The sequence below is a fragment of the Caulobacter sp. CCUG 60055 genome (assembly GCF_022750545.1).
Lineage (GTDB): Bacteria > Pseudomonadota > Alphaproteobacteria > Caulobacterales > Caulobacteraceae > PUIC01.
In genome coordinates, this window is sequence record NZ_PUIC01000008.1 from 260,465 (window position 1) to 283,191 (window position 22,727).

Annotated in this window: 17 protein-coding genes and 1 pseudogene; 11 read left to right on the forward strand and 7 right to left on the reverse strand. The window is 70.7% G+C overall.

The window, feature by feature from the left end:
• The first annotated feature begins 50 nt into the window (after window positions 1–50).
• From ftsZ to ligA, 5 genes and pseudogenes are all read left to right on the forward strand, one after another.
• A complete protein-coding gene (gene ftsZ / locus C5708_RS13250) occupies window positions 51–1,595 on the forward strand; it encodes a cell division protein FtsZ (RefSeq protein ID WP_242921823.1) in 1,545 nt (514 codons plus the stop codon).
• A 137-nt stretch (window positions 1,596–1,732) separates the two neighbouring features.
• Window positions 1,733–2,629: a UDP-3-O-acyl-N-acetylglucosamine deacetylase gene (gene lpxC, locus C5708_RS13255; RefSeq protein WP_242921825.1), complete on the forward strand. Its 897-nt coding sequence runs from the start codon at window positions 1,733–1,735 to the stop codon at window positions 2,627–2,629.
• Between the two features lie 120 nt (window positions 2,630–2,749).
• Window positions 2,750–3,565, forward strand: a pseudogene (locus tag C5708_RS13260) (outer membrane protein assembly factor BamD); the annotation flags it as partial.
• Between the two features lie 288 nt (window positions 3,566–3,853).
• The gene (gene recN / locus C5708_RS13265) at window positions 3,854–5,548 is read left to right on the forward strand and encodes a DNA repair protein RecN (protein ID WP_242921827.1); all 1,695 of its coding nucleotides are present in this window, start codon (window positions 3,854–3,856) and stop codon (window positions 5,546–5,548) included.
• A 48-nt stretch (window positions 5,549–5,596) separates the two neighbouring features.
• Window positions 5,597–7,951 (forward strand): NAD-dependent DNA ligase LigA, encoded by a 2,355-nt coding sequence (gene ligA / locus C5708_RS13270; RefSeq protein ID WP_242921829.1) that lies wholly within the window; start codon window positions 5,597–5,599, stop codon window positions 7,949–7,951.
• A 4-nt stretch (window positions 7,952–7,955) separates the two neighbouring features.
• Here ligA and C5708_RS13275 read toward each other — a convergent pair whose 3' ends face one another.
• Window positions 7,956–8,612: a hypothetical protein gene (locus tag C5708_RS13275; RefSeq protein WP_242921831.1), complete on the reverse strand. Its 657-nt coding sequence runs from the start codon at window positions 8,610–8,612 to the stop codon at window positions 7,956–7,958.
• A 205-nt stretch (window positions 8,613–8,817) separates the two neighbouring features.
• Between C5708_RS13275 and C5708_RS13280 the strand changes: the two genes are divergently transcribed.
• Window positions 8,818–9,237 (forward strand): DUF2147 domain-containing protein, encoded by a 420-nt coding sequence (locus C5708_RS13280; RefSeq protein WP_242921832.1) that lies wholly within the window; start codon window positions 8,818–8,820, stop codon window positions 9,235–9,237.
• Between the two features lie 159 nt (window positions 9,238–9,396).
• Here the strand turns inward: C5708_RS13280 and C5708_RS13285 are convergent, their stop codons facing one another.
• Both C5708_RS13285 and C5708_RS13290 read right to left on the reverse strand, forming a co-directional pair.
• A complete protein-coding gene (locus C5708_RS13285) occupies window positions 9,397–11,211 on the reverse strand; it encodes an aminopeptidase P family protein (protein ID WP_242921833.1) in 1,815 nt (604 codons plus the stop codon).
• A gap of 80 nt (window positions 11,212–11,291) precedes the next feature.
• The gene (locus tag C5708_RS13290; protein WP_242921834.1) at window positions 11,292–12,158 is read right to left on the reverse strand and encodes a 50S ribosomal protein L11 methyltransferase; all 867 of its coding nucleotides are present in this window, start codon (window positions 12,156–12,158) and stop codon (window positions 11,292–11,294) included.
• Window positions 12,159–12,282: 124 nt separating this feature from the next.
• Between C5708_RS13290 and C5708_RS13295 the strand changes: the two genes are divergently transcribed.
• From C5708_RS13295 to C5708_RS13315, 5 genes are all read left to right on the forward strand, one after another.
• A complete protein-coding gene (locus C5708_RS13295; RefSeq protein WP_242921835.1) occupies window positions 12,283–13,095 on the forward strand; it encodes an arylamine N-acetyltransferase in 813 nt (270 codons plus the stop codon).
• Window positions 13,096–13,174: 79 nt separating this feature from the next.
• On the forward strand, window positions 13,175–13,951 hold the full coding sequence (locus C5708_RS13300; RefSeq protein ID WP_242921836.1) for a class II aldolase/adducin family protein: 777 nt from the start codon (window positions 13,175–13,177) through the stop codon (window positions 13,949–13,951).
• A 197-nt stretch (window positions 13,952–14,148) separates the two neighbouring features.
• On the forward strand, window positions 14,149–15,261 hold the full coding sequence (locus tag C5708_RS13305) for an efflux RND transporter periplasmic adaptor subunit (protein ID WP_242921838.1): 1,113 nt from the start codon (window positions 14,149–14,151) through the stop codon (window positions 15,259–15,261).
• Entirely contained in the window at window positions 15,258–18,449 is a 3,192-nt protein-coding gene (locus C5708_RS13310; RefSeq protein ID WP_242921840.1) for an efflux RND transporter permease subunit, read from the forward strand. Before C5708_RS13305 ends, C5708_RS13310 begins: the two co-directional genes overlap by 4 nt.
• A 13-nt stretch (window positions 18,450–18,462) precedes the next feature.
• Window positions 18,463–20,817, forward strand: coding sequence for a transketolase (locus C5708_RS13315; RefSeq protein ID WP_242921842.1), 2,355 nt, complete (start codon window positions 18,463–18,465; stop codon window positions 20,815–20,817).
• 18 nt (window positions 20,818–20,835) lie between these two features.
• Here the strand turns inward: C5708_RS13315 and C5708_RS13320 are convergent, their stop codons facing one another.
• The 4 genes from C5708_RS13320 to C5708_RS13335 all read right to left on the reverse strand — a co-directional run bounded on the left by C5708_RS13320 (window position 20,836) and on the right by C5708_RS13335 (window position 22,711).
• Window positions 20,836–21,186, reverse strand: a complete 351-nt coding sequence (locus C5708_RS13320; protein ID WP_242921844.1) for a nuclear transport factor 2 family protein — start codon at window positions 21,184–21,186, stop codon at window positions 20,836–20,838.
• A gap of 26 nt (window positions 21,187–21,212) precedes the next feature.
• Entirely contained in the window at window positions 21,213–21,728 is a 516-nt protein-coding gene (locus tag C5708_RS13325; protein ID WP_242921846.1) for a cytochrome c family protein, read from the reverse strand.
• 87 nt (window positions 21,729–21,815) lie between these two features.
• Window positions 21,816–22,235 (reverse strand): alternative ribosome rescue aminoacyl-tRNA hydrolase ArfB, encoded by a 420-nt coding sequence (gene arfB / locus C5708_RS13330; RefSeq protein WP_242921848.1) that lies wholly within the window; start codon window positions 22,233–22,235, stop codon window positions 21,816–21,818.
• The gene (locus C5708_RS13335) at window positions 22,232–22,711 is read right to left on the reverse strand and encodes a YaiI/YqxD family protein (protein ID WP_242921849.1); all 480 of its coding nucleotides are present in this window, start codon (window positions 22,709–22,711) and stop codon (window positions 22,232–22,234) included. The genes arfB and C5708_RS13335 overlap by 4 nt, the downstream gene beginning before the upstream one ends.
• Between the last annotated feature and the right edge of the window lie 16 nt (window positions 22,712–22,727).

The window sequence follows — 22,727 nt, forward strand, 5'->3', positions numbered from 1 at the left end:
GCGGGTCGCCAACGCTTCGTCACTAACGGGTGTAAGGACGCAGGGGTCCCATGGCTATTCATCTTTCCGCGCCGCGTGCGACTGAGCTCAAGCCCCGGATCGTCGTGTTCGGAATCGGCGGAGCCGGCGGCAACGCGGTCAACAACATGATCGAGGCGGGGTTGGAGGGCGTCGAGTTCGTCGTCGGCAACACCGACGCCCAGCAACTCCAGTTCGCCAAGACCGACCGCCGCATCCAGCTCGGCGTGGCGGTGACCCAGGGCCTGGGCGCCGGCGCCCATCCCGAGGTCGGCATGAGCGCCGCCGAAGAAAGCGCGCCGGAGATCGGCGAGCATCTCGACGGCGCGCACATGGTGTTCATCACCGCCGGCATGGGCGGCGGCACCGGCACCGGCGCGGCCCCGATCATCGCCAAGTGCGCCCGCGAGCGCGGCATCCTGACCGTCGGCGTGGTGACCAAGCCGTTCACCTTCGAAGGCCGCCACCGCATGCGGTTGGCCGACGCCGGCATCGCCGAGCTGCAACGGTATGTCGACACCCTGATCGTCATCCCGAACCAGAACCTGTTCCGCGTCGCCAACGAGCGCACCACCTTCGCCGAGGCCTTCGGCATGGCCGATCAGGTCCTGCATTCGGGCGTCCGCTCGATCACCGACCTGATGGTGCTGCCGGGCCTGATCAACCTCGACTTCGCCGACGTCCGCACGGTGATGACCGAGATGGGCAAGGCGATGATGGGCACCGGCGAGGCGAGCGGCGAGGACCGCGCGCTGATGGCCGCCCAGAACGCCATCCAGAACCCGCTGCTCGACGAAGTGTCGCTCAAGGGCGCCAAGGCCGTGCTGGTCAACGTCACCGGCGGCCTGGACATGACCCTGCTCGAAGTCGACGAGGCGGCCAACGCCATCTCCGACCAGGTCGATCCGGAAGCCAACATCATCTTCGGCGCCGCTTTCGATCCGGCGCTGGAGGGCAAGATTCGCGTGTCGGTGGTCGCCACCGGCATGGACGGCGCTTCGATCTCGGCCATCGAGCCCAAGACGGCGACCAACACCGCCGCCAAGCCGCTGATCGTCGAAAAGACCGCGCCGATCGCCCGGCAGGCCGCTCCGGCGCCGCGCTACGAGGCTCCGGCCCCCGCCGCCCAGGTCGAGCCGGCGCCGCAGTGGGCCGAGCCGCCGCGCCCGGCCGCCTACGAGGCGCCGGTCGAGGTCCGTCCCGCCGCCCAGGCTCCGGAGATCGCTCCGCGTCAGGATGATCTGTACGCCGCGCCGACTATCGCCGCCGAGCCCTCGGTCGCGCCGCAGCGCGGCTATGAGCGGCCGGTGACGCGCATCGTCGACGAGGCGGTGGACGACAGCCCGCTGTTCCCCGACGCCCATCTGGGCGAGGAGCGGCGCAAGGGCGGCTTCTTCAGCATGTTCGGCCGTCCGCGGCAGGAGGCGCCGGCGCCGATCCGCGACTATCGCGCCGATCCGACGCCTGTGCTCCAGGCCCGGTCGACCAGCTCGGCGCAGCCCGCGCCGGAGGCCGAAACGCACGACCAGGCGGACGATTTGGAAATTCCTTCCTTCCTTCGCAGGCTTGCGAATTAGTTGAAATAATTCCGCAACTTACACCCGAAACATTCCGAAACAGGAGTTGTTTTGCGGTGCGGCGCCTCGCCTCCTAAATGGTAGGCGAGGCATCGAAGCGGCCGGCTCGGCTGCGCGGATTGTGGAAGGTTTCCATCGTGGCTGTGTCCGCGTTTCATCAGCACACTCTGGCGGCGCCCGCGATCTTCGCGGGCGTTGGCGTTCATACGGGCCAGCATGTCCGCGTGTCGATCCGTCCCGCGCCGGTCGGCGCGGGGATCGTCTTCGTCCGGACCGACGTCCAGGATCGCGACAACCGCGTGCCGGTTTCGGCCGAGGCGGTGATCAAGACCCAGCTCGGCACCGTGATCGCCAACGCGGCCGGCGTCTCGGTCTCGACCATCGAACACCTGATGGCGGCCATGGCCGCCCTGGGCGTCGACAACGCGGTCGTTGAGCTGGACGGGCCGGAAGTGCCGATCATGGACGGCTCGGCCGCGCCGTTCGTGGCGCTGCTCGACCGCGCCGGCCGCCGCCGGCAGGAGGCCCCGCGCCGCTACATCGAAATCCTGGCGCCGGTCGAGGTCGTCGACGGCGACAAGCGCGCGGCGCTGCTGCCGTCCGACCGCTTCGAGATGGCGTTCGAGATCGCTTTCGATTCGGCCGCCATCGGCCGGCAGGCCGTGGATATCTTCTGCGACGAACAGGGCTTCCGCGAGGAGCTGGCCGATTGCCGCACCTTCGGCTTCGTCCACGAGGTCGAGGCGCTGCGCCGCATGGGCCTGGCGCGCGGCGGCAGCATGGACAACGCCGTGGTCATCGACGGCGACCGCATCCTCAACCCGGAAGGCCTGCGTCGCCCGGACGAGTTCGTACGCCACAAGGCCCTGGACGCGGTCGGGGACCTCTATGTCCTCGGCGCGCCGGTGCTCGGCCGTTTCGAGGGGCGTTACGCCGGTCACGGCCTGAACAACGCCCTTGTGCGGGCCCTGCACGCCCGGCCGGCGGCCTGGCGGGTGGTCAACCTGCCGGAAGACCTGGCCGAGGCGGTCTGAATCGCCGCAGTTTCGCCCGACATCCGCGCGATCAACGCGCGTTTGCGCAGGTTCGTGCGTGGTGTAGAACCGCCCCGACAGCGCTCGTTGGGGGGCGTCCCGTGATTGAGGTGATGGTCGGTGCTTCGTAACTCTCTGGGCCGCTCGGCCGTCGTCTTCGCCGCCCTGACCGCGGCGCTGTCGGTCTCGGCGTGCGCCGGCAAGCCGAAGAAGCCGCAGATCGCCTACGAGGAGCGGCCGGTCGAACTGCTGTACGCCACCGGGGCCGACCGCCTCGACAAGGGCCAGTGGAACGAGGCCGTCGACTACTTCCGCGAGGTGGAGCGCCAGCACCCCTATTCGGAATGGTCGCGCCGGGCGATCCTGATGACCGCCTACGCCCACTACCAGGGCAACCAGTACGAAGAGGCGATCGCCGACGCCGACCGCTTCGTGTCGCTGTACCCGGGCAACCCGTCGGCGGCCTACGCCTATTACCTGAAGTCGATCTGCTATTTCGAACAGATCGTCGACGTCGGCCGCGACCAGGCCGCCACCGAACAGGCCCAGGCCGCCCTGCGCGAGGTGGTGCAGCGTTATCCGCGCACGCCCTACGCCGCCGACGCCCGCGTCAAGATCGACATGGTCAACGACCAGCTGGCCGGCAAGGAGATGTCCATCGGCCGCTGGTACCTGCGCCAGGGCGAGACCCTGTCCGCCATCGGCCGGTTCCATTCGGTCATCGCCCGCTACCAGACCACCACCCATACGCCCGAGGCGCTGTATCGTCTGGTCGAGGCCAATCTGACGCTCGGCCTGATGGACGAGGCCAAGAAGAACGCCGCCGTGCTGGGCTACAACTATCCGGGCGACCGCTGGTACCTGGACGCCTACAAGCTGATGACCAACAACGGCCTGCGCCCGACGGTCGAGCCGACGGCCGGACCTCGCCGCAGCTTCTGGCACGGACATGGTCCGCAGCAGGCCGCCGCGCCGACCGCCGGGGCCAAGACCGCCGTGCCGCCGCCCGTCGCCGGCGCCCCGGTCGCCCAGGCCCCGGCTTCGGCGGCCCCGGCCGACCAGCCCGCGGCCCAACCGGCCGCCGAGGCGACGCCCGCCGCGGCCGCCGACCAGCCCGCCAAGAAAAAGAAGAAGATCTTCGGCGTTCCCGTTCCCTGGTGAGACCTGAACAAGGAGCGAACGTCGGGCCTTGAGCCCTGACGGATTCGCGGCGATCTTGCGCCCATGCTGATCGGCCTCGCCATTCGCGACGTGGTGCTTATCGAAAGCCTGGACCTGTCGATCGGTCCGGGCCTGACCGCGCTCACCGGCGAGACCGGCGCTGGCAAGTCGATCATCCTCGACGCCCTGGGTCTGGCGACCGGCGCGCGCGCCGACGCCGGGCTGGTTCGCCGTGGCGCGGCCCAGGCCTCGGCCGCCGCCATCTTCGCCCTGCCGGCCGACCACGCCGTCTGGGCCAGCCTCGACGACAAGGGCCTCGCCTACGAGCGTGACGAGGACCTCGTGCTGCGCAGGGTGGTCAGCGCCGACGGCCGTTCGCGGGCGTTCGTCAACGACCAGGCGACCAGCGTGGCCGTGCTGCGCGAACTCGGCGCTATGCTGATCGAGGTGCATGGCCAGCACGAGACCGTCGGCCTTCTCGACGCGCGCAACCACCGCCCCCTGCTGGACGTCTTCGGCGGCTGCGGCCCCGAGCTGGCCGCGACGGGCGAGGCCTGGAGCGTCTGGCGCGCCGCCGACGAACGCGCCCGTGTCCTGCGCGAGCAGACCGGTCGCGCCGCCGCCGAACTGGAAGAAATGACCCTTCGCCTGGGCGAGCTCGACCGGCTCGACCCGCGCGAGGGCGAGGAGACGCGCCTGGCCGAAGAGCGGGCGCTGCTGGGCGCCGCCGAAAAGGCCTTGGCCGACATAGCCTCGGCCCGGGACAGTCTGGGCGACAACCTGTCTGGCTGCCTGGCCCAGGCGTTCCGCGCCCTGGAGCGCGCCCGCGAGCGCGCGGTGCAGGCCGGTGCCAGCGCCGAGGGATCGGCCGCCACGCTGATCGCCCGCGCCGCCGAGGCCGTCGATCGGGCGCTGGTCGAGGCGGTCGAGGCCCAGGCCGCCGTCGACGCCGCCGCCGCCGCCTTCGATTTCGAGCCCGACCGTCTGGAGAAGACCGAGGAGCGCCTGTTCGCCCTGCGCGCCATGGCCCGCAAGCTGGGCGTCGCCGTCGAGGATCTGCCCGGAACCCGCGTGCGTCTGGCCGCCCAGCTTGGCGCCGTCGAGAACGCCGAGGAGGCGCTCAAGGCCGCCGACGCCGAGGCCGCCGCCGCCCGCAAGGCCTACGCCGCCGCCGCCGCCGCCCTGACCGCCGCCCGCCGCGCCGCCGGCGACCGCCTGGCCAAGGCGGTGGAGGCCGAACTGCCGCCGCTCAAGCTGGACAAGGCCCGCTTCCGTGTGGCGGTGGAGCCGCTGGGCGAGGACCGGGCCGGGCCCTCGGGCGCCGACCGGGTGGAGTTCGAGGTGGCCACCAATCCCGGCGCGCCGTTCGGCGGCCTGGGCGTCATCGCCTCGGGCGGCGAACTGGCCCGCTTCGCCCTGGCGCTGAAGGCGGCCTTGGCGGCGCGCGGCGACGTCCAGCCGCTGATGATCTTCGACGAGGTCGACCAGGGCGTCGGCGGCGCGGTGGCCGACGCCGTCGGCCTGCGTCTCAAGCGCCTCGCCGCCGGGGCGCAGGTGCTGGTCGTCACCCACAGCGCCCAGGTCGCCGCCCGCGCCGAGGCGCACTGGCGGGTGTCCAAGGCCGGCGGCGAGGAAATCCGCACCGCCGTCGAGGTGCTGACGCCGGCGGCGCGCGAGGAAGAGCTCGCCCGCATGCTGTCGGGCAGCCAGGTCACCGAGGCCGCCCGCGCCGCCGCCCGGGCGCTGATGGACGCATGAGGCCCGCCAGGGCCTGACGCCGCCCGGAGAGAAGGCTAGACCAGACCCATGGCTTCCCTCGATTCCAAACCCGTAGCCGATCTGACCGAGGCCGAGGCGCTCGATGCGCTGACGGCGTTGGCCGACGAGATCGCCGCCCACGACATCCGCTACTACCAGGACGAGGCGCCGGCGGTGTCGGACGCCGACTACGACGCGCTCAAGCGCCGCAACGGCGAGATCGAGGCGCGGTTCCCGCACCTGATCCGCGACAACTCGCCGAGCCTGCGGGTCGGCGCGGCGCGGGCCGAGCAGTTCGCGCCGGTCGAGCACGGCGTGCCGATGCTGTCGCTCGACAACGCCTTCTCCAACGACGATGCGGTCGAGTTCGACGCCCGCGTGCGCCGCTTCCTGCGCCTGGGCGGCGTCGAGACGGTCGGTTATACCGCCGAGCCGAAGATCGACGGGCTTTCGGCGTCGCTGCGCTACGAGAACGGCGTGCTGGTCCAGGGCGCGACGCGCGGCGACGGCCGCACGGGCGAGGACGTCACCGTCAACCTCAAGACCATCGCCGACATTCCCCACCGCCTGAAGGGCTCCGGCTGGCCCGAGGTGATCGAGGTGCGCGGCGAGGTCTATATGCCGCTGGCCGCCTTCAAGGCGTTCAACGAGGATGCGGCGGCGGCCGGCGAGCGGACCTACGCCAATCCGCGCAACTTCGCCTCCGGCTCGCTGCGCCAGATCGACCCGTCCATCACCGCCCGGCGGCCGTTGCGGTTCTTCGCCTATGCCTGGGGCTTGCTCAGCGCGCCGTTCGCCGAGACCCAGTGGGAGGCCCTGGGCAAGCTGCGCGACTGGGGTTTCGTGGTCACGCCGCAGGCGCGGCGCGTCGAGAACGCCGAAGGCCTGCTGGCGGCCTATGCCGAGTTCGAGACCCTGAGGCCCAAGCTCGACTACGACATCGACGGCGTCGTCTACAAGGTCGACCGCCTCGACTGGCAGCAGCGCCTGGGCTTCGTCTCGCGCTCGCCCCGCTGGGCGGTGGCGCGCAAGTTCCCCGCCCAGCAGGCGCGCACCGTGCTCGAGGCCATCGACGTGCAGGTCGGCCGCACAGGCGCGGTGACGCCGGTGGCCCGGCTGCGGCCGGTGACGGTCGGCGGGGTGACCGTGGTCAACGCCACCTTGCACAACGCCGACGAGATCGCCCGCAAGGACGTCCGCATCGGCGACACCGTCATCCTGCAGCGGGCCGGCGACGTGATCCCTCAGATCGTCGGCGTGGTGTTTGAGGAACGGCCGGCGGACGCCGAACCCTACGTCTTCCCGACCCACTGTCCTTGTCCGCTGCACACGCCGTTGGCGCGCGAGCTGACCGCCGGCGGGGTCGAGACGGTGGCGCGGCGCTGCACCGGCGAGTTCGCCTGTCCGTTCCAGCGCATCGAGCATCTGCGCCACTTCGTCTCGCGCCGGGCCTTCGACATCGAGGGGCTGGGCGAGAAGCAGCTCCAGGCCTTCTTCGACGAGGGCTGGATCAAGGAGCCGGCCGACATCTTCCGCCTGGCGCGCGATCCGGAGCGCCTGGAGGCGCTGAAGACCCGCGACGGTTACGGCGAGACGTCGGTCGCCAATCTCGTGCGCGGCATCGAGAGCCGGCGGACCATCGGCCTGGACCGGTTCATCTACGGCCTGGGCGTTCGCGACATCGGCGAGACCACCTCGACCGTGCTGGCCCGCAACTTCGCCGACTTCCCAGAACTGGAGGCGGCCGCCACGCGCGCGGCCCAGCAGTTGCCGGGGGCGACCTATCTGGAGCTGGCCGAGGCGAAAGGGCTCGGGCCCAAGGCGCTGGACCTGCTGGTCCAGGCGGGCAGGGGAGACCTTTCCGCCGATCCCTGGCCCGAGGCCGACAGCCTGGAGGTCAAGATCGGCCAGGTCGCGCCGGGCCTGTCGCGACCGACCCGCAACGCCCTGGCCGAGCGCTACCCCGATTGGCCCGCGCTCGCCGCCGCCCTGGCTGAGGCGGCGCGGGGCGCGCCGGGCGACGACTATCTGGCCCTGGCCTCGATCGACGGGGTCGGGCCGGTGGCGGCCAAGTCGCTGGCCGAATTCTTCCGCGAGGAGCACAACCGCCGGCTGGTCGAGCGGCTGACGGCCGAACTGATCATCCAGCCCGTGGCCCGGCCCAAGACCGACACGGCGGTGGCCGGCAAGACGGTGGTGTTCACCGGCTCTCTGGAGAAGCTGACCCGCGACGAGGCCAAGGCCCAGGCCGAGGGGCTGGGCGCCAAGGTCGCCTCATCGGTGTCGAAGAAGACCGACCTGGTGGTGGCCGGTCCCGGCGCCGGCTCCAAGCTGAAAACGGCGACCGAGCTTGGCGTCCAGGTGCTGACCGAGGACGAGTGGATCGCCCTGGTCGGCGGCTGAGGGCTCAGGCCAGCCGTTGCTTCGGCCCGCGGTCGACCAGCCAGGCGATGACGGTGAGGACGAGATAGGTGGTCAGGGCGGTGACGCCCATGCTGACGGCGTCGCCGCCGCCCGCGCCGCCCATGGAGCCGATCACCGCCACCGCGACCAGGATGGCGACGAAGGTCAGGGCGGGCCAGCCCGTGCGCCCCGCCGCGCCCCGCCGCCACGCCCAGGCGGCGCCCGCTACGGCGACCAGGCCGATCTCCAGCGCCATCTCCGGCAGCGGGTGGTTCCACCAGGCCAGGCCGACCTTGGGCCCGCCGAACCACAGCGGCAGGTCCGGCCGGTGGACCAGGAAATCCAGGAACCAGTGCGAGAAGACGGTCAGGCCGACCATGGCTGCGGCGGCGACGGGCAGTTTCAGCAGCCAGCGGGCCAGCAGCGCCGCCGCCAGCGCCCACAGCAGGGCGCCTGGCAGGCTATGGGTGTAGGGCATGAAATAGAGGTCGAGGTCGCTGCCGGGAAGCGAAGGATCGATGCGCACCTTCTCGACCCCGGCGATGACCAGGGCGCTCCAGCCGATGTCGACCAACTGCGCGGCGGCGACATAGGTCCACAACGGCGCGCGCGGTTCGACCGCCTTGGCGGCCAGGGCGGCCGAATAGTGTCCGACGAACATGAGCGTTTCCCCGTCCTCTTCGGGACCTGTTTTCAAGTGGAGCTTGCCGTCCCCACCCGGATCGCGCAACGAAAGGCTGATGTGCTTCATCGCGGCCGCCGTCCGGCGTTTTCGGTTCAGGCGGCTGTCAGGTTTCACGCTTTAGAAGACCAAGCTTCAGAGGCTTCAGATCAGCCTCTTGAAGCGCCGGCCCTAGGAGACGCCCATGATCAGAACCGCCATGTTCGCCGCTGTCGCGGCCGTCGCCCTGTCCGGGCAAGCTTTCGCCGCCGACGTCGCCGGCGTGTGGCAGACGCCGACCGCCGGCGGCCAGGTCGAGATCAGCCATTGCGGCGATCATCTCTGCGGCAAGCTGCTCACCTCGAACAACATCAAGGCCAATCCGGAACTGAAGGATGTCCGCAACAAGGACGAGGCCCAGCGCGGCCGGCTGCTGAAGGGCCTGCCCATGCTGTCCGGCTTCAAGGGCGGACCGACCAAGTGGACCGACGGCAAGGTCTACAACCCCGACGACGGCGGCACCTATTCGGGAACCATCGAGATGCTGTCGACCGACACGCTCAAGCTCAAGGGCTGCATCGTCGTGCCGCTGTGCAAGACGCAGGAGTGGACGCGGGTCAAGTAGGCGCACAAACGCCCTCCCCCTCGATGGGGGAGGGCTGGGTGGGGGTGAAGGCGCGGCCCGTCGAAGACTGGCGCAGAGCGTGTCGCCTTCCTTGTTGAAAACGCGCTTCGCGCTCGTCCCCATAGCCGACCTTTCCCCCATCAAGGGGGAAAGGGGGCTTTAGAGCGGCGCGCAGGCCTCTTCCAGCCAGGTGCGGACGTCCGGCTCCAACTGCGGGCCGACCACCTCGACCACCTTGGCGTGATAGGCGTCGAACTGGGCGATCTCTTCGGCCGACAACAGGTCCTTGTCGACCAGTCGCCGGTCGATCGGCGCGAAGGTCAGGGTCTCGAAGCCCAGCATCGGCCGCTCGCCGCCGGGGATTTCCTGCGCCGGCGTGACCACCTGCAGGTTCTCGATGCGGATGCCGTAGTCGCCTTCCTTGTAATAGCCCGGCTCGTTGGAGACGATCATGCCGGGTTGCAGGGCGACGGCGTTCGGGGCCTTGGAGATGCGCTGCGGGCCCTCGTGGACGCCCAGATAGCTGCCGACGCCGTGGCCGGTGCCGTGGTCGTAGTCGAGGCCGGCCATCCACAGCGGCGCGCGCGCCAGGGCGTCGAGGGCCGAGCCGGTGGTTCCGGCCGGGAAGCGGACGCCGGCGAGGGCGAGGTTGCCCTTCAGCACCAGGGTGAAACGCTGGCGCATCTCGGCGGTCGGCTCGCCGATGGCCATGGTGCGGGTGATGTCGGTGGTGCCGTCCAGATATTGAGCCCCGCTGTCGACCAGCAACAGGGAGCCGGCGCGGGCGCGGGCGTTGCTGCGCTCCGTCGGGCGATAGTGCGGCAGGGCGCCGTTGGCGCCGGCCCCGGCGATGGTGTCGAAGGACAGGTCCTTCATCGCGCCCAACGCTTCGCGGAAGGCCTCGAGCCTGGCCACCGCCGTCTTCTCGTCGGGCGGGTTGGCCTGGCCCTCGGTGGCCACCCAGTGCAGGAAGCGGGTCACGGCGGCCCCGTCGCGGGCGTGGGCCTGGCGCGAACCTTCGATCTCGACGGCGTTCTTGCAGGCGCGGGGCAGGGCGCAGGGGTCCATGGCGCGGACCACGGTCGCGCCGGCTTCGGCCAACGTATCGAAGTACCAGGCCGAGGACTGGGCCGGGTCGACCAGCACCGTCTTGCCCTTCAGCGCCGCCAGGGCGGCCGGCAGGGCGTCGGGTGTCTCCAGGCTGACCTCGTTGCCCAGCCAGGCGACGAGGCCGGGCGTGACCTTGGCTGGATCGAGGAACAGGCGGGCGGTTCCGTCGGCGCTCAGGATGGCCTGGGCCAGGGGCAGTGGCGAGCGGATGACGTCGCCGCCGCGGATGTTGAACAGCCAGGCGATCGAGGCCGGAGCGGTCAGCACGGTCGCCTCGGCGCCATGCTGGGCCAGGCCCTTGCCGACGCGGGCGCGCTTGGAGGCCGAGTCCTCGCCGGCGTATCGCAGTTCGTGCGCGACCACCGGGGCGGCGGGCTGCGGCGGGCGGGCCGAACCCCAGGCGAGGTCGAGCGGGTTGGCGTCGACGGGCTTGAGCGCCGCGCCGGCCTTGGCGGCGGCGGCGCGCAGGCGCTCCAGCGCCTCGGGGCTGTGCAAGCGCGCGTCGTAGCCGATGGTCCAGCCGGCTCTCGGGGCCGTCTCCAGATAGGCCGGCACGCCGCCCTCGACGAGGTCGCGGATCTCGAACAGGGCCTGGTCGACCTGGTCGCGGACCTGGAGCGTATAGCGGCCGTCGACGAAGACGGCGGCCTTGTCCTTCAGGATCACCGCCGCCCCGGCCGAGCCGGTGAAGCCGGTGGCCCAGGCGAGGCGGTCGTTGGCCTCGGGCAGGTATTCGTTCTGATGCTCGTCCTCGTGCGGGACCAGGAAGCCGTCGAGGCCCTGCTGGGCCATGGCGGCGCGGATCAGCGGCACGTGGCGGGGACCGAAGTCGGGCGAGGTGTGTTCGTCGAAGGTCTGGCGCATGGCGCGGATGTAAGCTCGACGCCCCCTCGGCGCCAAGGCTTGGTCGTTGACGGATGGGTGATCGCCGGGGCGATCGACCGTCAGGCGCGTTGCAGGACCAGCGTCGCCCAGGCGTCGCGGTGGATGCGGCGGGTGACGCGGAAGCCCCGCGCCAGATAGGCGGCCTTCACGTAACGCTCCTGGGTGCGCAGCAGGCCCGACAGGATGGCGGTGCCGCCGGGGCGCAGAGCGCCCTTGATGTCCTGGGCCAGCGTCACCAGCGGCCGGGCCAGGATGTTGGCGAACACCAGGTCGTAGGGCGCGGCGTCACGCACCAGCCGGTGTCCCAGGCCCGAGGCGTGGACGAAGCGGGCGCTCGTGCGGTTGACGCGGGCGTTCTCGCGGCTGATGCGCACCGAGACGCGGTCGATGTCGGTGCCGACGGCGGTCTTGGTCCCGGTGCGGGCGGCGGCGATGGCCAGCACGCCGGTGCCGGCGCCGACATCCAGCACCTTGGCGTAGCGATGGGCCTTGAGCAGGCGATCATAGGCCATAAGGCAGCCGACCGTGGTGCCGTGGTGGCCGGTGCCGAAGGCCGCGCCCGCCTCGATGCGCAGGTTGACGGCGTTGGGCGGGGTGCGGCCGCGGTCGTGCATGCCGTAGACGAAGAAGCGGCCGGCCCGCACCGGCGGCAGGCCCGACAGCGCCATGGCCAGCCAGTCGGCGTCGGCCAGCTTTTCGGTGACGGTGGTCAGGGCCGGATGCTCGGCCAGCACGCGGCGCAGGCCGTCGGCCTCGTCGTTCGTGGTCGGGAAGGCGTCGATGCGCCAGATCCCGCGGTCCTCGTCCTCTTCCAGGATCGAATAGGTCGCGCCCTCCAGGGCCGGGTCGGCGTCGATGGCGGCGGCGGCGGTCTCGGCGTCGGCGCGCGGGCCGCGGGCGATGATCTGGACGGCTTGGTCGGTCATGGCGGCTGTCTTTACGGCCTAACGCCGCAAAGCGGGAGCCCGAAATGCCGTTCGTCCGGCTTGCCGAGGCCCGCCGCCCGCCCAATATCCGCCGTCCGCGCCGCCGAAGCGCAAAGGAGCGATCATGGCCTTCGATCTCGACGCCTATCTGGCCCGTGTCGGCGACGACGGATCGCGCGCGCCGACGGCGGCGACTCTGGACCGCCTGATCGCCGCGCACACCCAGGCGATCGCCTTCGAGAATCTCGATCCGCTGTTCGGCGCGCCGCCGTCGCTCGACCTCGACGACATCGCCGCCAAGCTGGTCGACCGCCGGCGCGGCGGCTACTGCTTCGAGCAGAACGCCCTGTTCCGCGCCGCGCTCGACGCCCTGGGCTTTCGCACCACCGGCCTGCTGGCCCGCGTGGTGTGGGGCGCGGCCGAGGACGCGCCGACGCCGCCCCTGACGCACATGCTGCTGCGCCTCGACATCGACGGCGAGCCGTGGATGGCCGACGTCGGCTTCGGCGGCCAGACCCCGACGGCGGCGCTGCGGCTGGTCGCGGGCCTGGAGCAGGCGACGCCGCACGGGCTCTATCGGCTGAACGAGACCGAGGACGGCTTCCGGTTGGAGTTGCGACTGGAGCCTGGGCGCTGGGCGGGGCTCTACCGCTTCACCCTGGAGCCCCGCGCCCGCGCCGACTACGAGGTGTCGAACTGGTACAGCGCCACCCATCCCAGCGCCCGTTTCGTCAGCCATCTTGTCGCCGCGCGGACCGAGGGGCCGCTGCGCCACACCCTGCTCAACGACCAGGTCAGCCTGCGGCGACCGGACGGAACCGTCGAGACCCGGCCCATCGCCGGCCCCCGGGAGCTGGCCGAGGTGCTGGACCGGGTCTTCGGCCTGACCTCGCCCGCGCCGCTGGACGCGATCTGGGCGCGATTGCCGAAGGCCTGAGCCTCATTCCCCTTGACGCCCGGTGAGCCGGGGGCGACCTTGCCGGCAAATATAAACACCGATCAGGAAGGATGACGCCATGGCCGATGGTTCGCTGCCCGGCGTGGGCTCGCTCAAGGGCAAGGTCAGCGAGGCCGAGTGGAAGGCGCGGGTCGATCTGGCCGCGCTCTACCGGCTGGTGGCGCTGCACGGGTGGGACGACATGATCTTCACCCACATCTCGGCCCGCATTCCGGGGCCTGAGCACCACTTCCTGATCAATCCCTACGGCATGTTCTTCGGCGAGATGACGGCGTCGGCCCTGGTCAAGATCGACCTCGACGGAAACATCATCCAGGAGACGCCGTACTTCATCAATCCGGCGGGCTTCACCATCCACTCGGCCATCCACGCCGCGCGCGAGGACGCCCAGTTCGTCATGCACCTGCACTCGGACCAGGGCGTGGCGGTGTCGGCGCACAAGGACGGGCTTCTGCCCCTGACCCAGCACGCCCTGATCGTGCTGCCCCGGCTGGCCTATCACGACTACGAGGGCATCGCCCTGAACCTCGACGAGCGCGAGCGGCTGGTCGCCGATCTCGGCGACAAGAAGACCATGTTGCTGCGCAACCACGGCACCTTGTCGGTCGGCGCGACGGCGGCCGAATGCTGGCTGGGGATGTTCTTCCTGGAGCGGGCCTGCAAGCAGCAGGTGATGGCGCTGTCGATCGGCCGCGAGAATGTGCTGCTGGCGCCCGACGCCGCCCAGGCCGAGGTCCGGGGCCAGACCGGTGGCGGCATGGGCATGATCGGCAACCTGGCCTGGCCCGGCTGTCTGCGTCAGCTCGATCGCGCTCTGCCGGGGTACGACGCCTAGATACAACCAAGTTTTCGCGCTCTGGCTGCGCCGATGGCGGTAACGTCGTCGGCGCGTATGGCCGCTTGGTCTGGAATATTACAGAATTGATATGTTCGGTCACACTTCTGTAGCTGGACGAAGCTGAACCCCTGGGCGATATCCTCCGAACGATCCTTGGTCCGACGATTACAGGACCTGACGCCGGAGTAGTTTCCTTGATCCGACGCCATTTCTTCTTGTTCGCCGCCCTGGGCGCGCTGGTGCTGATGGCCGTGGCCGGCGGACTGAAGATCGCGGCGTCGGCCGCCGGGCAGGGCAAGGCCCAAGCCCAGGCCGGGGCCGCCGCGGCGCGCGCCACCACGGTGACGCCGCTGGTGGTCGCCGAGCGCGCCTTCACCGACCGTATCGAGGCTATCGGCGTGGCCAAGGGCCGCCAGTCGGTGACCATCACCTCGAACACCACCGAGCTGATCACCGACGTGCATTTCCGCGACGGCCAGCGGGTGGCCAAGGGGCAGGTGCTGGTCGACCTCAAGGCCCAGGCCCAGGACGCCGCCATCGCCCAGGCCGAGGCGACCCTGGCCCTGGCCAAATCCAACCATGACCGCTGGCGGGCCCTGGCCGAGAAGGGCGTCGCGCCGCGCGCCACGGCCGAACAGTACAAGACCACCTACGACCAGGCGCTGGCGGCCCTGCGCGTGGCCCAGGCCAACAAGCTCGACCGGGTCATCCGCGCGCCGTTCTCCGGCGTGGTGGGGCTCAGCGACGTCGCGCCCGGCACGCTGATCAACGCCGGAACGCCGATCGTCTCGCTCGACGACGTCGCGGTGATGCGCGTCGATTTCGACGTGCCCGACCGCTATGCGCCCACCCTGCGCGAAGGCCTGCCGATCGTGGCCCGGCCCGACGCCTATCCCGGCCAGAAGTCGGGCGGGGTCATCGCCAAGCTCGACAGCCGGGTGAACCAGAACACCCGCTCGATCCGGGCGCGGGCCGAGTTCCCCAATCCCGACGGCCGGCTGAAGCCGGGCATGATGCTGCGCGTCGCGGTCGAGCACGGCCAGCGGCGGGCGGTGGGGGTGCCGGAGGCCGCCGTGCAGTTCGAGACCGACCAGCCCTACGTCTTCGTCATCGCCGAGCGCGGCGGCAAGCTGGTCGCCGAACAGCGGGGCGTGGTCGCCGGCGTCCGCGAGGACGGCTTCATCGAAATCCGCGAAGGGCTCAAGGCCGGCGACCGCATCGTCGCCGACGGCGTCAACCGGGTGCAGCCCAACGCGCCGCTGCGGCTGGTGCAGGGCGCGGCCGCGCCGGTCGCGGCCCGCTCATGACGCTTTCGGACCTCTCCGTCCGGCGGCCGGTGTTCGCGGCGGTCGCCGCCATCATCCTGTGCGTGATCGGGGCCGCGGCCTTCTTCGCCCTGCCGGTGCGCGAACTGCCCAATGTCGATCCGCCGGTGGTGTCGATCTCGACCACCTACACCGGGGCCTCGGCCGAGGTGGTCGAGGTGCGCATCACCCAGATCATCGAACAGCAGGTCGCCGGCATCCAGGGCATCGACCGGGTATATTCGTCGTCCCGCGACGGCCAGTCCCGCATCTCGATCACCTTCACCCTCGACCGCAACCTGGACGAGGCGGCCAACGACGTCCGCGACGCCGTCAGCCGGGTGCTGTCGCAACTGCCGGACCAGGCGCTGGCCCCGCAGATCGCCAAGGCCAACGCCGATTCCTCGCCGCTGATCTTCCTCAGCCTGACCTCGACCACCCTCGACCGGCTGGCCCTGGCCGACTACGGCAACCGCTTCCTGGTGCAGCGGCTGTCGACGATTCCCGGCGTCGCCCAGGTCAACCTGCGCGGCGCGCCGCTCTACGCCATGCGCATCTGGCTGGATTCCGACGCCCTGGCCTCGCGTGGCCTGACGGTCGAGGACGTCGCCGCCGCCTTGAACAGCCAGAACGTCGAGCTGCCGGCCGGCGCTTTGGAGTCGGCCTCGAAGGACTACACCATCCGGGTGAACCGCCAGTACGTCCGCCCCGAGGACTTCGCCAAGCTGCCCATCGCGCGCAAGCCGGCGGCGGGGACCCAGGCCGTCGCCAACGGCGTGACCAATCCGGGCGGCGTCGCCAGCGCCTATGTCACCCGGCTGGGCGACGTGGCGCGGGTGGAGGAGGGGCCTGACGAGCGCCGGGCGATGTTCCGCTCGAACGGCCAGGACCAGATCGGCATCACCCTGACGCGCCAGTCTCAGGCCAACGACCTGGAGATCTCGCGCAACGTCAAGAAGACCATTGAGGAGGTCAACCGGACCCTGCCGGCCGGGACCAAGCTGGCCATCGCCGTCGACTATTCGGTGTTCACCGCCGAGGCCATCCACGAGGTCTGGTTCACCATGGCCCTGTCGCTGGTGCTGGTGGCGGCGGTGAACATCATCTTCCTCGGCAGCTGGCGCTCGGCCCTGATCCCGTCGATCGTGGCGCCGATCTGCATCCTGGCGACCTTCATCGTCCTGGCCCCGCTGGGCTTCTCGATCAACCTGCTGACCCTGCTGGCCCTGGTGCTGGCCATCGGCCTGGTGGTCGACGACGCCATCGTGGTGGTCGAGAACATCCAGCGGCGGGTCGACGAGGGCGAGCCGCCCCTGGTCGCCGCCGAACGCGGCGCGCGGCAGGTGTTCTTCGCCGTGGTCGCCACCACGGTGGTGCTGATCTCGGTGTTCGCGCCGCTGATGTTCCTGCCCGGCTATATCGGCCGCCTGTTCGTCGAGCTGGCGGTGGCCATCGCCGCCGCCGTGGCCTTCTCGGCGGTCCTGGCGCTCAGCCTGTCGCCGATGCTCAGCTCCAAGCTGCTGCGGCCGGCCTCGGGCGAGGGCTGGCTGGCGCGCCGCGTCAACCTGGCGATGAACCGCCTGCGCGCCTCCTACGAGGCCTCGCTGGGCATGATGCTGGGCGCCCGCGCCTGGACGGCGGGGATCGGCGGCGGCGTCCTGCTGCTGGCCGCCGCCGCCGCGGCGCTGTTCCTGGTCCTGCCCAAGGAGCTGGTGCCGACCGAGGATCGCGGCCGCGTCGACATCGGCATCGCCGGGCCGGTGGGGGCGGGCTACGACTACACCCGCGCCGCCGCCGCGGCGGCCGAGCCGGTGCTCGACAAGCTGCGTCGCGACGGGACGGCCGACCGCTACCTCCTCGGCGTGCCCGGCTTCGGGGCCGGGGCGTTCAACACCGGCTTCGGCAGTCTCGTGCTCGGCGACTGGCGTCACCGCAAGGAAAGCGCCGCCCAGGTCGCCGCCCAGCTCAACAAGGAGTTCAGCCGCATCACCGGCGTGCGGGTGATCGCCAGCGTGCGCGGCCCGTTCCAGCGCGGCGGCGGCTCGGGCTCTGGTTCGAACATCGACCTGATCGCCGAGGGCAACGACTACGCCGAACTGGCCCGCTGGATGCAGCCGATGCTGGCCGCGGCCCAGGGCAATCCGGGTCTGGCCCGCCCGCGCCTCGACTTCGAGCCGACCTCGCCGCGCCTGCTGGTCGACATCGACCGCGAGAAGGCCGCCGCCCTCGGCGTGCCGGTGGATGCGGTCGGTTCGGCCCTGCAGACCATGTTCGGCTCGGTCCGCCAGACCACCTACGTCAAGAACGGCCAGGAGTACTACGTCATCCTCCAGACGCCGCTGGACCAGCGCCGCACCGTGGAGGACCTGAACAAGCTCTATGTGCGCGGCGGGGCGGGCGACCTCGTGCCGCTGGGCGTGGTGGTGCGCACCGAGGTGCGCGGCGACACCCCCGACCGCGCGCGCGTCGACCGCCAGCGCGCCATCACCCTGACGGCCGAGCTGGCGCCCGGCTACACCGTCGCGGAGGCCGTGAAGTTCTATCGCGACCTGGCCGCCAAGAACCCCGACCCCGGCGTGGTCATCGCCTGGGGCGGACAGGCCAAGGACTATCTGGAGGCTTCCGGCGGCGTCGGCCTGGCCTTCGGTCTCGCCCTGCTGCTGGTGTTCCTGGTGCTGGCCGCCCAGTTCGAGAGCTGGATCCACCCCGGCGTCATCATGCTGACCGTGCCGCTGGCGGCCCTGGGCGGGCTGTTCGGCCTGTTGATGGCGGGCTCGTCGGTGAACACCTATTCCGAGATCGGCCTGATCATCCTGGTCGGCATCGCCGCCAAGAACGGCATCCTCATCGTCGAGTTCGCCAACCAGCTGCGCGACGAGGGGCGTCCGGTGCGCGAGGCGGTGATCGAGGCGGCCGGCCTGCGCCTGCGGCCGATCATCATGACCTCGATCGCCGCGGCCATGGGCGCGCTGCCCCTGATCCTGGCGGCCGGGCCCGGCGCCGGCAGCCGCCAGACCATCGGGGCGGTGATCTTCTCGGGGGCGATCTTCGCCACCCTGCTGACCCTGTTCGTGGTGCCGGTGTTCTACAACCTGCTCGCCCGCTTCACGAAATCGCCGGAGTGGACGGCGAGGCGGATCGAGGCGTATGAGCACGGCGAAGGCGGTGCGGAGAGTTCGCCCGCCGAATAACGACAGGGCGGTCATGGCTGACGGGAGCATCGGGGTTCGCGAGCACGATATTGCGACCCTCCGGCGGCTGGAGGAACGAATTCTCTGGCTGGCGTCGTGGACCATCCACAACGCCAACCACCTGCGCGAAAGCCGCGACGGCCTGAAGGTCGGCGGCCACCAGGCCTCCTGCGCCTCGATGACCACCCTGATGGCGGCGCTCTATCTGCGGGCCCTGCGGCCGCAGGACCGGGTGGCGGTCAAGCCGCACGCCAGCCCGGTGTTCCACGCCATCCAGCACCTGTTCGGGCGTCAGTCCCTGGACCAGCTGCAACGCTTCCGCGCCCTGGGCGGGGCGCAGTCCTATCCGTCGCGGACCAAGGACAAGGACGACGTCGACTTCTCGACCGGCTCGGTCGGCCTGGGCGTGGCCATGACCGCCTTCGCCTCGCTGACCCAGGACTATCTGGCCGCGCGCGGCGCGGTCGATCCGCAATCGATGGGCCGGATGATCTCGCTGCTCGGCGACGCCGAACTGGACGAGGGCAACATCTACGAGGCCCTGATCGAGGCCTGCAAACACGACGTGCGCAACACCTGGTGGATCGTCGACTACAACCGCCAGAGCCTGGACGCCACCACCTCGGACCGCATGTTCACCCGCTATGGCGAGATCTTCGAGGCCGCCGGCTGGCAGGTGGTGACGCTGAAGTGGTCCAAGCGCCAGCGCCTGGCCTTCGCCAAGCCCGGCGGCGCGGCTCTGCAGGCCTGGATCGAGAACGCGCCCAACGATCTGTTTTCGGCCCTGACCTACCAGGGCGGGGCGGCGTGGCGCGAGCGGTTGAACGCCGACCTGGCCGCCGACAAGCCGGCCCTGGCCTTGATAGCGGCCTATGACGACGCCGAGCTGGCCCTGCTGATGACCGAACTCGGCGGCCATTGCCTGGAGACCGTGCTGGAGGCGTTCGAGCACGCCGCCCAGGACGACGCCCCGCGCTTCTTCATCGCCTATACGGTCAAGGGCTGGCGCCTGCCCTTCCAGGGGCACAAGGACAACCACGCCGGCCTGATGACCCCGGCCCAGATCGCCGAACTGCGCGACCGGCTGGGCGTGCGCGCCGGCGAGGAGTGGGACGCCTTCTCCGGCCTGTCCAACGCCGAGATCGACGCCATGAAGGCGCTGGTCGAGGCCGCGCCCTTCGCCGCTCCGGCCGAACGCCGCCACGCCGCGCCCAAGGTGGCCACGCCCACGGCGCAGACCCTGCTCAAGGCCGTCGAGGGCGCGGACGAGCAGTCGACCCAGGCGGCCTTCGGCAAGGTGATGTTCGAGATCGCCAAGACCGCCGACGAGTTCGCCGGCCGGGTGGTCACCACATCGCCCGACGTCACCGTCTCGACCAATCTCGGCGGTTTCGTCAATCGCCGCGGGGTGTTCCAGCGCCGGACCATGGAGGACGTGTTCAAGGCCCGCCGCATCCCCTCGGCCCAGATCTGGGCCCAGGGCGAGACCGGCCAGCACGTCGAACTGGGCATCGCCGAGAACAACCTGTTCATCGCCCTGGCGGCGCTGGGCCTGTCGGCCTCGGTGTTCGGCGAGCGGCTGTTCCCGGTCGGCACCCTGTACGACCCGTTCATCGCGCGCGGCCTCGATGCGCTGAACTACGCCTGCTACCAGGACGCGCGCTTCCTGCTGGTGGCCACGCCCTCGGGCCTGACCCTGGCGCCGGAGGGCGGGGCGCACCAGTCGATCGGCACGCCGCTGATCGGCATGAGCCAGCCGGGCCTCGATTCTTACGAGCCGGCCTTCGCCGACGAGACGGCGGTGCTGATGGCCCACGCCTTCGACCGCATCCAGGCCGACGGCGGCGGCTCGACCTATCTGCGGCTGTCCACCCGCAGCCTTGTCCAGCCGAAGCGCGAGGACGACGCCTGGAGGCAGGGCGCGGTCGACGGGGCCTATTGGTTCAAGGCCCCGGCGGCCGGCGCCAAACTGGCCCTGGTCTATAGCGGCGCCATCGCGCCCGAGGCCCTGGCGGCCTTCGAGGCCCTGCTGGAGGACGAGCCGGGCGCGGGCCTGCTGGCGGTGACCTCGCCGGACGTGCTGCATCGCGACTGGACGGCCGCCGGGCGCTCGCGCTGGACCAAGGGGGCGGCCGAGACCTCGACCATCGAACGGCTGCTGTCGGTCCTGCCGCGCGAGGCCGGGCTGGTCACGGTGCTGGACGGCGCGCCGGCCGCCCTGTCGTGGCTGGGCTCGGTGCGGGGGCAGCGGGTGCGGGCGCTCGGCCTTGAGACCTTCGGCCAGTCGGGCGATCTGCCCGACCTCTACCGCACCTACCGCCTCGACGCCGACGCCATCCTCGACGCCTGCGCCGACCTGCTGGCCTGACCGCGAAAGGGCGGCGCGTCAGCCGTGGCTGATGTCCATCCGCGCCACCAGCCCGTCCTTGAAGCTGTAGGTGTGGGTCACCTTCCGTTCGGACAGCAGGTCGCCGGCGAGGTCGCGCAGCACCTGATCGACGGTGACCGCCACCCGGCCGTCCGGCTCGAAGTGGAAATGGGTCGGGGTCATGGTCATGGCGGTGTTGGCGAACCGGCGGTTCCAGTAGGCATGCACCGCCTCGCGGCCGTTCAGGCGGTCGTGGTCGATCAGGTCGGGCCAATCGACCTGCGGGTGCAGCAGGCCCAGAGCCTCCTCGACCACCCGGTTGTCGAACGCGGTGTAGAGTTCGCGCAGCAGGCTTTCTTCGTGGCGCATGGCGACGGCTCCTTCCCCGAAGGGGTCTATTTGGGCGGCTGGTAGCCGGTCTCGACCTTGAGATAGGCGATCAGGTCGACCCGATCCTTTTCGTTGGGAATGCCCAGGAACGACATCTTGGTGCCGGGCATGAAGGTGCGCGGGCTCGACAGCCACTTGTCCAGGTGTTCGGCGTCCCAGTCGAAGCCGGCGTTCTTGACCACGTCCGAATAGCGATAGCCCGGCTTGGAGCCGGCCTTGCGGCCGAACACGCCATAGAGGTTGGGGCCGGTCATGTCCGGGCCGCCCTGGGTGATGGTGTGACACGAGCGGCAGAGGGCGAACTTGCGCTGGCCGTTGTCCAGGTCGCCGGCGTTGTAGGGGGCGGGCAGGGCGGCCAGCAGGGCCTTCTTCTCCTCGGCGCTCGGTCCCTTGGCCGCGGCGGCCGGCGGCGAGCCGGCGCCGGAGGCGGTGGAGGCTTGGTCGCTGGAGCCGCTCTTGCCGCAGGCGGCCAGGGCCGCCGCCATCGCCGCCGTGGTCAACACCAGATGAGCTGCTCGCATCCCGACTCTCCCCGCGCTTGATCGACGGGCAGGCTAGCGGTCGCCGCGGCCGCTGCCTACTGGGCGGAACGTCCTAGCGTGCGGGCGCTAGTCGTCACGGCCGGGCCGGCCGCGCATGGCCTTGACGCCGCCGCGGCGTGTCTTGCCGTCGAGCCGCTTCAGCTTGGAGGCGTAGGTCGGCTTGGTCTTCTTGCGCGCCTTGGGTCTGAACAGCGCCTGGCGGACCAGCTCGGCCAGCCGCTCGCGCACCTCCTGGCGGTTCATCTCCTGCGACCGGCTGCCTTGCGAGAACAGCACGATGACCCCGTCCTGGGTCAGGCGGCTGCCCGCCAGACGTTCAAGCCGCTCCTTGACGTCGTCGGGAAGCGCCGAGGCGCGGACGTCGTAGCGCAGCTCGATGGCGGTGCTGGTCTTGTTGACGTGCTGTCCGCCCGGGCCGCTGGCCTTGGCCGCCTTCTCGGAGAACTCGTCCTCGCCGATGACCAGCCTGTCGTTGACGACGATCATCGCCCGCTCTTTCTCCGCTCACGGACGATGGCCTCGTCGAGGGCCTGCAGGAACCGCGATCGATCGTTGCGGTCGAAGGGCTTGGGGCCGCCGAGGATGTCGCCGGTCGAGCGAAGCTGCTCCATCAACGCCCGCTGGGCGATGGCCGAGCCGATGGAATCGCGGGTGAACGGGCGGCCGTTGGGCGCGATGGCCGCCCCGCCGGCGTTCAGCGTGCGTTCGGCCAGGGGGATGTCGTTGGTCACCACCACGTCGCCCGGCGCGACATGCTCGGCGATCCAGTCGTCGGCGACGTCGGGCCCGGCCTCGACGACGACGCGTTCGATCAGCGGCGAGGCGGGGATCGTCATGAAGGCGTTGGCCACCACCCAGGTCTTGAGGCCGTAGCGGGCCGCGACCTTGTAGGCCTCGTCTTTCACCGGGCAGGCGTCGGCGTCGATGAAGATCTCGATGGGTTTGCGCGCGGCGTCGGACATGCCCTCTCATAGGCCG